General features: G+C 38.9%; 9 protein-coding genes. All 9 read right to left on the reverse strand.

Going from position 1 to position 13,471, the window contains the following annotated elements:
• The coding region (locus tag LX69_RS15120; protein ID WP_146260761.1) for a hypothetical protein at positions 1–266 on the reverse strand (266 nt) is incomplete at its 3' end.
• Between the two features lie 24 nt (positions 267–290).
• Positions 291–2,843, reverse strand: coding sequence for a hypothetical protein (locus LX69_RS15125; RefSeq protein WP_111446886.1), 2,553 nt, complete (start codon positions 2,841–2,843; stop codon positions 291–293).
• Positions 2,844–2,997: 154 nt separating this feature from the next.
• A complete protein-coding gene (locus LX69_RS18420; protein ID WP_111446887.1) occupies positions 2,998–3,405 on the reverse strand; it encodes a DUF3795 domain-containing protein in 408 nt (135 codons plus the stop codon).
• Positions 3,406–3,504: 99 nt separating this feature from the next.
• The gene (locus LX69_RS15135) at positions 3,505–3,870 is read right to left on the reverse strand and encodes a J domain-containing protein (RefSeq protein WP_111446888.1); all 366 of its coding nucleotides are present in this window, start codon (positions 3,868–3,870) and stop codon (positions 3,505–3,507) included.
• 7 nt (positions 3,871–3,877) lie between these two features.
• Positions 3,878–4,111 carry a DUF4248 domain-containing protein gene (locus LX69_RS15140; protein WP_111446889.1) on the reverse strand — a complete coding sequence of 78 codons (234 nt, stop codon included), beginning with the start codon at positions 4,109–4,111 and terminating at the stop codon, positions 3,878–3,880.
• Positions 4,098–4,466 (reverse strand): hypothetical protein, encoded by a 369-nt coding sequence (locus LX69_RS17570; RefSeq protein WP_146260762.1) that lies wholly within the window; start codon positions 4,464–4,466, stop codon positions 4,098–4,100. Before LX69_RS17570 ends, LX69_RS15140 begins: the two co-directional genes overlap by 14 nt.
• A 54-nt stretch (positions 4,467–4,520) precedes the next feature.
• Entirely contained in the window at positions 4,521–6,257 is a 1,737-nt protein-coding gene (locus LX69_RS15150) for an AAA family ATPase (protein WP_111446891.1), read from the reverse strand.
• A gap of 1 nt (position 6,258) precedes the next feature.
• On the reverse strand, positions 6,259–10,062 hold the full coding sequence (locus tag LX69_RS15155) for an Eco57I restriction-modification methylase domain-containing protein (RefSeq protein ID WP_111446892.1): 3,804 nt from the start codon (positions 10,060–10,062) through the stop codon (positions 6,259–6,261).
• Positions 10,063–10,078: 16 nt separating this feature from the next.
• Positions 10,079–13,462 carry a helicase-related protein gene (locus LX69_RS15160; protein ID WP_111446893.1) on the reverse strand — a complete coding sequence of 1,128 codons (3,384 nt, stop codon included), beginning with the start codon at positions 13,460–13,462 and terminating at the stop codon, positions 10,079–10,081.
• Between the last annotated feature and the right edge of the window lie 9 nt (positions 13,463–13,471).

The raw sequence follows: 13,471 nt of genomic DNA on the forward strand, positions 1-13,471 counted from the left end.
TGGATGTATTCGTTTTTGGTGAACTGTGTGCCAATCAAACCGCCCATCGTGACGGCTGCCGGAAGGATGTAATCCTTCATATCTGTTCCCATCAGCCCGGTAACGGTCTGGCTTTTCGATAACTTTTTCAAAGCATACTTGCCAACGGCAAACCCTGCTATGGCAGCAACGGGTTTTCCAATGTTGTTGGTGGCTTTCATAAAGTCAATCTTGGTTGCCCGTGCCGAAGTGGTCGGGGTTCTCGAAGTCTTTTTTCTTACTGCCATGTTTATAAAATTTAAGTACTGGTTTTAACTGAGTTCTATGCGCCCCAACGATTTCTTATTGGGCGTTTCCTTGGGGGAGGTGGTGGTCTTGGGTTTGTTGCCCTTGTCCCGGAACATGAAGTAAGCCCCAGTTCCGATGATTGCGGCCAATCCCAATCCGATGCCCACTTTGGCTCCTTTGCTGATGCCCTTGGTTGGGCTGACGGCTGTGGGCGTGCGTGCCATATTCGTGGGTGTGGGCGATGGTAAATATGGCGTGTTGCTACTTGCCGGGCTAAGGCTGGGGATGGTGGAACTGGCTGTTGGCGCAACTGGCGCAACTGGCATTATCGGTGTGAGGTTCTCTGTGAATGCCTCGCTGGTGTCGATGATGTTGCTGGGTTGCGGTAATGCTTGCGGTTGTGCCTGTACCTGCGTTGCCTGTTGTCTGGATTGCTTACGGGCGACAATCTTCTCTTTGGCTTTTTTGAAGATGTTGGTGACAGGCTGGAGCCAGCTCTTTATTTTTGCAAGCACCCCGGTTGCAGCACCCACCGATGCTGCGGTGGCCGCCACGCCCAGACTGCCCAATTCGGCCAACTGGCCAATGGCTTCCAAGCCCTGCAATCCGACCACGATGCCTTGAACCCCTTTCACTGAAAAGTCCGGGCTTTTTTGTTTTGCCCCTTTCAAAATGGCCGAGCGAAGGTTCTTCTCTTTGCCCTGTAAACCATCAAAGAGCTTTCGTACCTTGGCGTAACGCTTTTTCAAGTCGGCCAGCTTCTGTGGGTCGATGTTGTGCTTTGCGGCCAGATTATCTGGCAAAAAGGCGTATTGCAACTTCTTGGCAATGCCGAACATGTTCAGGCGCATGGCTGCCAGTAATCCGTTGCGAATGGCAATGGACAAAGGGTTAAAGCGAACGATGGCTTTCACCACTTTCTTGCCGACTTTGGCAACGGCTTTGGCTCCTTTTTTAATGCCTTTGCCCACCTTCTTGCCAATGCGTTTGAGGGACTTGAAAAAGCCGCCAAGGCTTCTTTGTCCGTTCAGTCCATCCAGTTCCTCGTCCAAATCATCAAGCTCTGCCAATCCCTGCATGGCCTCCGAATCGTATTTGATAAAGCCGCTCTTGGCCAGCTTGTCTTCAATGGTCGCCAGCTTATCCAGCACTTGGTCACGCTGGGGCGTGTTCCAGAACTTGATGGCTTGGTCAATCATGCTGATGAACTGGTCGGGGTTCTGGATGTGCGACATCTTGCCCTTGTTCTCCTTGCTTTTCAACAGGAAGTCACGGGTGCGTGTCAGGTAGTTGAGTGTGGCATCATCGGCACTGCCAAGCCCGTTGATGGCATCATCAAAGTCAACTCCTGAAATGATGGCCATGAGTTCGGTGTGGTCTTCATCGGCAATCCGTCCGCCATCCATATCCAGACCGGAGAGGGCGTAAATGGGCAAGCCCAGCCCCAGCGTTCCGGTCAGTCCGTTGATACCCCGAAGGCCACCGAGCATTTGCAAGGGCGACATGTTGAAGTCGGACTTCTCATAGCTGTAAGGCTTCTGGTAATCAAACTTGGAAAGTACCGGGTCAATGACGATCTCATCTTCGCTGTCGCCCTGTGCAGGAACAATCACGTAGATGTGCTGGTAGTAGCTTTTGCCGTCATACTTGGTGATACGGAACTTAAAGGGGATGCCCAGACATTTGAGGATGGAGCCGCAGAAGATGCTGTAATCATCGCAGTCGATGCCTGAATCGGTGTTTCCCTGTTGTCTGAACTTAATCTGGCCGTCCAACCAGCTTCGGGCTGGTGTGCGGAGCTGTTCGGTTCCGCCCTCATCCTTTTGGTATTGCAGGTAGGTGTAGGCAAAATTGAAGATGTTGCGACAGGTCTCCTTTACCGAATCGGCCTTTAGGTTGGCGGCCAGTTCCTCGACTTCCCGGTAGTGGTCTGCTATGATGTTGATGCAGCTCTCCACCGTCTCCAGCACACTGCCGTTCTTGATAAAGGTGCTGGCTCCGGCAGCCCGTTTTATCAGGTGGTTGAACTGTCGTCCGTCTTTTGTATTGCGTGGGCCGGATACAATACCGAGTTGTCCCGATGCTAGTCCGTTCATATTCTCATCTGTTAAATTTTGCGTGGTGGTGATGGTTTCCCCGTTGATGCTGATGGTGAGCGTGAAGGCCATATCGGCCTTGAGCTGCTGCGTGTTTTGGAGTACAGCCGTGGACAAGCCTTTACCCATGAGGTTCAGGTAAGGCACTTGAAAGGTGATTTCCGGCTCTTTGGTTTGTCCGGCTGGAATGGTTAGTCCTTTAATGTCGGGGGTGGAATAGGCAATGTCGGAACCCTTGTATTTGGCCACCACCTGATTGATGGCAAGGGTAATGGGTGCGTTGGTGGGGTTGTAACAGCGGAGCTTGACCGCAAACTGGACTTCCTGTAACGTGAGCTTATGGATGCGGAAACCCAACAGGGCGAAGTTCATCTTTGCCCCGGCCAGTAGTTTTTTGCCCTTGGTAAACAGGTAGAAACCGCCTCCGATGGCTGCCACAACGGCCAATGTGCCTACTATTTTCTTTGTGCTTGATTCCATAGGGAAGCAAACTTAAAATAGCAGGCACGTAAGGGTTTGGCCGTTATTGGCTGGTGGTGGTTGTTAGTGTTTTGTGGTGTGTATTAATGGCAATTTTTTTGCATTTTCAATTGCTCGTCTTCTCAGAAGATAATCGTACTTATTGGCAGTTGTATTAGGATTTTTTGTGGCAATGTGAACATTCAGCATCGTGAAGTGAAATAACACCGGAGCATTCGCCACATGTCCATTTTTCTCGCTCGATTGATAGAAAAGCGACAAGTCCGATTTCTTGAACTTTTCTACTGTTTTCAATTAGGCTAATATGATACCGTTTCCTGTAACTCCTGTCCAGATTTTTTATCTGAACGCAAGGAAAATATTGACATTCAAAACAATGTTTAAATCCTTTTTCGGTGGCACAATTTTTTATTTTACAAGACTTACAACGTTCAGGTTTAGAAACATCTTCCCCCAAGCAACCAGCACAGGGTTTCTTATCCTTCAGATGGACATAGCAAACCATGCAATTTATACCGCAGGGAGCGAAAAAGTAATCGTCTATTTTAGATGGCATCTTCATCCTACAATCCCATGTAACAAATTTGTATTAACACCACTCTGAATTTTTGTGCCTTTAAATTTCGAGTTAAAAAACGATATATCAAAAGCATATCGGTTTTCAATCGTCTTCTTTTGCCTTTACAAAACCATTTAAAATGCTGATTAACCCATTGAAGAGAATTCTTTCCGGTGGGGATTGGCTCTTTTTGATTTTCTCTTGCAGGTATCGCTGGGGGACTTGTTTCTGGATGAGGACTTTAGCCAGTTTGCCCAGCTCTGCCATTATATCCGACTGCTGGGGAGTGTTTTGTCCGGTAGGGGCTACTTGCTTGCGTTGCAGTTCCAGTAGCAGGGTTTTGTATTCTTCTTGCATTTGCTGAAACAGAAGGGCAGAACCTCCTTTATCCGGGTGCAGTTCTTTGGCCAAGGTGCGGTATCGTTGCTTGGCTTGCTCCAAGTCGGTGATGTTCTGAAAATAGTTCATGCGTCTGTTATAATTGGTTGTAATCTTCGGGTGTGAGGCTAAAGTGTTCCAGTATCAGCCGCAACTGCTCAAAATTGTAGGTGTGCTTGCGCATGTGGCCAGCCCGGCTGATTCGTTCCTTTAGTTCCGGGCACAGGTCGATTTCATTGCGCAGTAACTGCAAGGCACTTCTAATGGAGATGCTGTCCGGGTACAGCTTTTTTACCAAATCCTGCTTCAATACGGTTCTACGGAAGGTCATAGCGGGTCGGATTAAGCGGTGAATACCATGCAAAAAGCCCTGAAAAAGCTTGAAAATGCAGGCTTGTCAAGTACTTTGACACTGCTTTTTCTTCCTTTTCAGGACTTTTGAGGATGTTCGAAATGCTTTTGGGTGCTTCCAGAGGATAATTCAAATGCTTTTGTGGATACACCCAATTTTGAAGGGTATAACCAGCCTGAATTATCCTGCTTTGCCGGAAAATAGAATTGCTTTGGTGGACTTTGCCGGAATTGGCACTAAAAACCGAAAGTGTTCGGTGAAAATGACGGATACAAACAACAAAAAGCCTCGGAATAGGACTTGCTTGCAGATAATAATCGAGTATGTAGGGCATAATTTTTCAATTATACCCTTGACGGATAGCGGAGCTAAGATAGGAATAAAAGAGTTAGATGCTTTCTAATTTTTCTTTTAATGCAACAACACCATTAATTGCTTTTCTTAATTCAGCCTCATATAAAGGTTCAAAAGAAGAATGTGATGCAGGATTCATTATGCGTTTAAGAATATCCTTGGCTTCATTAATTAAATTTTCGGAATCATTACGAAGGTCTATTTGTTTTAATACATAATTAGTCAGGTCATTCTTTAAACCACGCAATTTCCCTTTTTCTGCTGGCTCTAAAGTTGCATCATTCTCAAAATCTGTCTTTAGTTTTTCTATGAGTTCCTTACTCATGCCCCGATTGGAGATAGCCTTGGTAAAATCACGTCTCTTGGTTTCTGTTAACTGATTCAAAGCCCTATTCAATTTACTCATTAGAGGTTCAAATTCACCATTTGCTGCCATATTTAAACCTTTCAAGTATTTATCAAGAACAGCTTCTGTTTCTTTTCTTAACTCGTTGCCACAAGCATCGTATTCACCATCAACTAAAAACGATTCTGCTTTTTCGAGTCGGGATTTGTCCTTACGGATAATCGGAGCTTCATAAAGTTTATCTGATGAGTGAAATTTGAAATATTCCCAATCATGAGCTGAGGTATATCGTTTCACCAATTCATAAAAACCTAAATCATGGGTAAGTATAATTTTCTGAAATCCTCCAAATATTTGTTCAAGCTCAGGGTCGTTATCTGTATTTAATAATACCCTGATAATATCCATTCGATTTGACATATCAAGGCTAATTAACATGTCATCAAGCACTAAAATCTTGAAGTCTGTTGACTGAACACGACTTCTCAATGCACCGATACGTATGCCTATGGCTATCTTTGTGAGTTGTGATTCATTCAGGAATGATTGAACACGTTGAAGTGTATCCCAGTTTTCAGAGCCATTCCTTTTAAGTTTAACTACCAAGCCAATTTTCAAGGAATCTAACCTCATTGCTTCATGGTTTTCCTCCCAAATTTTCCTTTTTACAAGGTCGAAGCTGAATTTCTTTAAAAATTTAAGTTCAACTTTTAACACATCTTTTTTATTAAAGAAGTGTTTTTTCATAAAGTCATTGGCGGTATTTGCAATTTCAGAAAGTTTGTCTTCGATGTTTTGATTTAAAGCTTCCAGTGCTGTATCAAAATTTGACCGTGCATGACCACTACGAGCCGAACCTCCATTACGTCTTGGAATATCGGTTGTTTTTTCTTTTATTATATCCAACCAGTTTTTAGTTCCTTCGGTTAAAAAAGGAAAAATATCTCTTTCAAAAACCTGCCACAAGTTTATTTCCTGACGGTGCGTAGCACGATAAAAATTATGAAGCAATTTATAGTTTATAAAATCGCTGGCTAAGTTCAGTTCCTGAATCGTAGTGTCGTTACCATTATTTTCGGGTCTGGTTCCCGGATTTGAATTACCAATTTGATAAGTCTTTGAATTTCCGTTAGCCTCATTGATAATCAACTTTATATGTGGTTCATTATCATTTGTTGCGTAAATATTTTTGAGTGTTTGATGTGTTGCACGGTTACTTTCAACAAAATCTGCAAAATATTTTTTTACTTCATCATCATTGGTTTTAATGCTGCTTTGCAAAAAGGTATATAAAGCCCAAAATAAGGATGATTTACCGGAACCATTATTCCCATAAGCCAAAACGTGCTTGCTTCTGAAATTAAACTCTTCTTCCGCCTGAAATGCCTTGAAGTGTTGGATTTTAACTTTATCAATTTTTTTCATCTCAGCTTTCCAGTATCGGTTTTAAAATTTCAGGGCTACGCACTGCAAATAGTTTTATCCGGTTGCGTACTTCATTATCGGGGTGTGACCATTTTTTTTGTAGGGTTTCTATAACTTCAGTTTTTTCATTGTTTTGTAATTCTGAAAAATTTCTATTTTGTAGGGTTTCCTCCATATCGCTCTTAATAAATTGAGTTATGTCAATCTCAAGCTCTTGCATATGCACAGGAAAGTATAAATTAAATATTAATCCATCAACGATTGAATATAGAACTTTATTATTCCGATTTATTTCAACAGCCCATTCAAGTATCGAGTGTATAGTTTTATAAAGTTCTATATCTATTGTTGTTATGTTTTTACTAATAGGGAATTCTTTAATGTCTTTAACTAGAATCTTAGGAAAGTCTCCCTTCGTAGCTTTCGGAGAAGCGTTAAAATGATAGAACGTTCCAAGGCTGCTATTTAAAATTAGAGATATAACTTCAATACAGAAATTTGATTCTTTAACAATGATTATAGCTGGGTCATTATATAATTCATCCACGGTAATAGCTGCAAAAATAGAAGGATTAGTTATTTCTCTAACTAACAATCGCTTACCTTTAAAATAGATGGGGTTTCTGGGATTTGCAATTCCGTCACAATAATCAATATACTCCTTATTATTCCATTTGACTTTATATTTCGTAACATCTTCTCCCCACAACCATTTTTTTAATCCTTCTTTATAAGTAGAGAAATGATATGCACGCGAATCAATTATTGATTGCTCTTGTCCTTGGTATTTATCGTAGGCAATAAGCCCCTGTGATATATCTGGGAAGTAGTGAGCTAACCAATTCGAATTAGACTTTATTTCTGAAATAGCGTTAATTCTTTCTTTTGGTAGTTTGAATGCAAGTGCCCAGTTTTGAGAAAAACTGTATAATAGTTCCTTTTTCAGATTTTTAGGCTGTTGATTAATAAAATCATTTAAACTTAATTCTGAATTATTTGATGGGAGATAACTAATATCCTTTGTATTCCCATTATTCTTCAAAACAAAGACAGAATTCCTTACAGTTGCACCTTCAAACAATGAGTAATTTGTAAAATCAATTAAAAGCAGGATTCCCCAACTACTCATCAGTTTCTCCCTATATTTTTCTGCAAAAACATTAAACAAGTATGTGTTTGGTATAATGTAAGATAGAACTCCATTAGATGATAATAGTTTTTTAGCAATCTCAATAAAAAAGTAATATATCTCAAAATCTGGCACTTGATCCAAAAATTTAAGTACATTCTTTCTTGAATTCCCTTTTATGGAAACTCCATATGGAGGATTACCAATAACAATATCAAAACCATCGGTAATGTCAAACATCCATTCTTTATCAAAGAATGGAGAAGCCGCATTTTGGTCATAAGGATCCCATGATGAAAGTAGTCGGGCAGAATCATTACCCAAACCATTCTCTATCAGCTTGTCTGATATTTGTTCACGTAATTCTTTATCTTCATTCCGTAACTCCCGTTTACGTTTGGGTGATTTTGAACTAAATAATTTATGCCGAACTTTTTTAAGATTGTCTTCTAGTTTTTTTACCTCTGGTTTGTCAAATAAATTACCTTGAGCTTCTGGCTTATCTATACCAATTAATGTGTTTGCTGCAACAAATTTTGTTTCAAGGTTTGGCAAAGGGCGAACCCCAAAGTTGGGTTTATTTCTATCAATATTTTGGTCAACTACCAATGAAATAAAGAAACGGAGTTTTGATATTTGGGTGGCAATACTTTGAATATCTACACCGTAAATACAATTTTCTATCAGATAAAGTTTTCTACCATAATCCAACTCATTGTTGTTAAACGATTCCTCAATATCAGCCTTTTGTGCCTCAAGCTCTTTTATACTGCGTTCACGAAAATCAACATCATCAATATCTTCCAATTTTTCAATGGCTTCGTTAACCCGGTCAATCTGGCGTTGTTTCCATTCCGAATTGTTTGCATCTACTTTATGAAGTATATGTACCATTTTTTGTAAAATACCCATAGGGAATGCACCCGACCCACAAGCAGGGTCGAGTATTTTACAAGCATCCAAAGCCTTTATTATCTGAGTTTGCAAATCAGATTTTTCTGCAAAGGGATTTTGAGGGTTGTCAAATGAAACCAAAGTATGTAATGATTCATCGACTTGCTTCTCATCCAGTCCCTGCCAATCGGCAATTGAATTTTTTAAATGGGCAATAAGGCTTTCATCCACCATGTAGTTTACAATTTCACGGGGAGTATAGAAAGAACCAGTTTGCTTCCGAGCTGTTGTTTTTGTTTCAGGATTATAGCTTGCCAAAAGGTTTTCAAAAACCTTACCCAACAATTCAGGGTCAAGAGCAACATCTTCTTCAATAGGTGTATTTTCGGTAATCGTGAACTTGTATGATTTCAGTAGTTCGAGTAAACCCTTAGTTTTAGCCTGTTTGTATATTTTTTGGGTACTACCAATCTCATCACTAATATCTACCTCTTCATCAACATCGAAAAACAAATAATCCGGAACTTGTAAAACATTATCAATTCTGTCAGAAAAACCATCCTCGTAAATTATTAAATCACCGCCTTGTTTGCCTTTAGCTGTAGGGTGAGGTTTGTCCAAACATTCAAACAAACCGCCATTCATAAATGGCACAACCGATTCCATTAATTGCACAAACTTTTCATCGCCACCATCCTTGAAGTAATCTTGATACCGCATCAAGTTAGTAACATTCATGTGAGATTTTTTTCGGAATTCACGTTTACCCATTTCTTGATTAAGGGTAGCAAAGAAAAGATTTTGCAATATGGCACGGTAATACATACTTGTATGCTTGCCTGTGGCAAATATGCCTAGTGGCTTTTGCGGTGTGAAATCTTTTAGAAGATTGTTGGCAACAAATTCTTCATCGAATATTTCATCGGGAATCAGTTTCTTTTCTTTAATAAACCATATAAACAATATACGGGTAAGCAAGCGAATAACATTTTTCCCTTTGTGTTCTTTAATTGCATCCTCAAATTGTGCTGTTGAAGCATACAGATATTCACCGTTTTCGTTGGTAGCCATCCGCATTGGTGCATTAGGGAATGCAACCTCTTTAATTGCCCAAAAATACCAACTCTGCAATTCCTGATAGAACCGTTTATTAAGGATGCTTACACTAAAAACTTCCTGCCAGTATTTATATAGTTTATCAAAAGAATCTACGGCATTTTTACCACTTGTAGGAATACGTAACTCTTCAATTATTCGCTCATGCCCGGCATGGGGTTTTTCAATATTAATGTCTCTTAACAATGAAACTTTGCCAGCCTTTTCTCCTTCTCTCCAAGCCTGTTTGTAAGGCAAACGTTCTGTGTTGGAAAATGCAACATATTCATTTTTTGAATCCTTGTATTTAAATACAATTACAACAGGAGTGTAATAAAACTCTCTGTTAAAAGCCCTTGATATTTCAGCCAATTGCGAACGGGACGGAAGCAAATCATTGTTGCGTTGATGTAAAGTGATGGCAAACAATAAGATACCATCATAATCTGATTTAATGTTTTCTTTAGCAATACTTTCTGTTTTATTGAATGCAGCATCATCAACCATTCCTACAAAATACACATCGTTAATAAGCTGAAAAGTCTCATTCTCTTTAAATGTATCCTGTAATATTTCTTTGGCAGTAGTAGGTTCATCAGCTACATAATTAACAGGAATTTTGAGGTCGGCAAACAAGGCTTTGGTTGCTGCCAAAATATCAAATCGGTGGAATATATTCAGTTTCATATAGAATGTTTTCAGTTTAGTTTGTAACTATAAACCATGTAATTAAATCGAAATTTGTGAGCTGGTATTTTTCATCAACAGTCACGTTCTGTTTAACACGTTCAACAGCTTTCTTATCTCCTTTGCGAAGCTTTGCCAGTAAGTCTTTTGATTCTTTACCCATTACCTTTTTCTCAGAGCCATCAGCTTGTTTCTCAACGTCTGCTTTTTGGCTGTCAAGGTAATTTTTTAAAGCAGTTACTAATATTTGTATAGCCGTTTCATCTCCATTGTCGATAGCATTAGGGACAAATCGTTCTAAATCCTTATGATGAGTAATTGAATCAAATACTTCTTTCTGATTTAGCAATATTTGTTCTCCGTTATTGTCAATATAAATAAGTTCAAAAACTTTGTAATCATGGTCTTTAGATTTATCAGGCTTGGCTGGATAGCCCATTAAAGCAATAATCCCATCCTCTGGGCAAACTTCGCTATTCGCTTTAAAACCCGTATAAACACCTTTCGGCATACGTTTATATTTTTCTTTGTCCTTATTAAACTCTTCCAATAAGTCTTGTCTGTATCTTTCAAGTGAAAGGTCATCAAAGCCTAATCCCTGGTCACTTACTTCAATGTCGTCCCAAGTAGTTTCCATTTGTTGCATCATACGGGATTTAAGTCTGTTTTCAAGATTTTCATCCTGTGCCATTTCTTTAAAGGAGTCTGAAAATTCAAGATGCACTTCAGAACCAGCTAATTTCATGGCTGCCATTCTTTGCTCTATTCGTCCTTGCAGGTCGAGATATGAGTTAATATTGTTTGATGGCCAGAAGTTAATGCCAAAGATTTTATCGTTTGGAGAGCCTAATCGGTCAATACGTCCCATTCTTTGGACTATTCTTACTGGATTCCAATGTATATCGTAATTTATTACCATATCGGCATCCTGTAAGTTTTGTCCCTCACTTAACGCATCGGTTGCAATAAGTATATCAATTGGTTTTTGTAATTTCTGATAGGCTTTAGGATGGTAGTTTGAAATATACTCAACCCAATTCAAATAATTGTCTTTCTCTTTTGTATTAACCTCAAAATTCCACTCTTTCTCTCTGTATAGCTTTGTATAAGGAGCAAATCGTTCTAATATTGGTTCAAACAGTTTTGTTTCCTCCTCGGAATCCCAAGTAAAGGAACCAGAACCGGAAATCATAGCAATACGTTCAAATCCTCTAGCTTTAAGTTGGTCAAACAGATATTTGGCTGTATCACGATAAACTGTAAAAATCACCAACTTTTGATTGTTATTGTTTTCCCCTTTGATTCTTTTGTTTTGAATCTGTTTTATCAGTTCCTGCAACTTATTGTCCGATGAATTTAAGTTATTGGGTAGTTTTAGTTCTTTGTTGAGATTATTTTCAAATTTTTGAAGGTTTATGTGCAGATTATCAAGGGCATCTAAGTCCTTTTTGAGGTCTTTTTTGAAGTTTTGGATATTTCCAGCTTCATCAATTTCAGCCAAACTAATTTTACGTTTCTTTCCAAGTGTATATTCCTCAAATTGGTCTTCTAGCTCATCATCAGTAAATAAACCATCATTATCTTCAATTATATCATTGTTTTTACTTTCAAGATAACTTTTGATTTTATTTAGAGCATTTTGGTGGTGGTCTTTAATTTTCCCTACGGTAGAGTAAAACGAAAACCAAGAAGATTCTAATCGTTTTACCATAAGGATGTACATCATTTTTACAAGAAACCTGTCTCGTTGACGTTCATCATGCAGAACATTCTTTTCACTATCGTCAATATCCACGTAAAATGATGGCTGATAGCCCGATAACATTGGCGGAAAATGCTCAAATAATTCTTCAAAACTCTCAAAGTTTCCAAACTCGTTTGGAGTAACAAATAGATTAATAGGTTTTACTTTTTCGGGGAATACCAAACCTTTTTGATGTCCGTCAATCATTTGTCTAGTTCGCGCAACCGTTAAAGAATCGGTAAGCGTAAAGAAGTTAGCAGGTAAGCTTTTTATAAAACTACTGATTTTAGGTTTTTCCTCCTCACGCCAATCATTGAATGCTTGTTGGGCAGACCTGAATGAAGCCTCAAGATTACGAATTCCTAAAGATTCTTCATATCCTTTATTGTCGCCCTTAACCATTAACTTAAACTGATTACGAATATCATTTAAGGAGTTGTTTATGGGTGTTGCCGATAGCAATAATACCTTTAAATCTTCATTGGGTTTGATAATATTATCAAGTAAGAACTTATAGCGGTTTGATTTGTCATTTCTTAGGTTGTGACTTTCATCAATGACAATCAGTTTTGGTTTGTCATTAGTGAAAAGCTTATCAGCTCTATCACAATATTTCTCCATTCGTTCACTACTCATATCTGTGTGAAAGCGAATAAAAAAATCGAACTGGTCTTTTTCAAATTTTGATTCCTGATGTTTTTTGTACCTATTCCAGTTATGCTCCAATTTTTTAGGGCACAACAACAACACTTCACGCCCTTGCAATTGAAAATATTTCATTACAGCTAAAGCACTCCACGTTTTACCCAAACCAACTGCATCAGCTAGAATTGCTCCGTTATACTTTTGAAGCATCTTGATTAAACTAAGAACACCTTTTTTCTGAAAATCATATAGGCTATTGTATATAACACTATTTTCCAACCTGCCGACTTGCCGATTAAACTCAGGGTCATCTTCTGTTTCTAATATTTGATTCCCAAAGAGTTCAAATAGTATTTTATAATAAATCTCCCTAGGTGTGTACTTAATAAATATCTTTTCAATTTCGCCAATCAAATATTCTTTAAAATCTACCTTGGTATGTTCCCCATTTTTGTGAATAATTGTTTTATTTGAATGGGCTTGAGGTTTACTCCAGAGACTTTCAAACCACTCAACAAGTTCCTTATATTGATTGTTATTTCCAGTTTCAGCAATGTTAAGTTCAACATTGTTCGTTTGTTTCAACCCAACTCCTGCTTCTGTAAGATTAGAACTCCCTGAAATAAAATACTTATTTCGGTCATCATTCTTATGTGGGTCAAATAGGTAGACTTTCGCATGACAAAAGTTAGGTTCTAGGGTTTTTGCTTTTACATGGTCTTGCTTAAGGAAATTAACAGCCTCCTTTGAGACGCTATTGAGTTTTAATGCGGCTTCAATAGAGATGTTTTCGTTTAACAGGTCGAGAGGCCTGTTTTCCTCTGTATCAATATTTACAATGTCACCAAGTACGAGCCTGAATTCACTAATTTTGTTGTTTATTTGTTTGGATAAAAAAGCCAATGCACCAATAGTGAAATATCCGGTTACTAAGTCAAATTTACCTTCCTCTGTGTATTTTGAAATCCATTCGTGGACTTTAAACTCTTTGTTTTCGTTGTCTAGTATCATAACATTTTT

The sequence above is a fragment of the Breznakibacter xylanolyticus genome (assembly GCF_003254275.1).
GTDB classification, from domain to species: Bacteria; Bacteroidota; Bacteroidia; order Bacteroidales; family Marinilabiliaceae; genus Breznakibacter; species Breznakibacter xylanolyticus.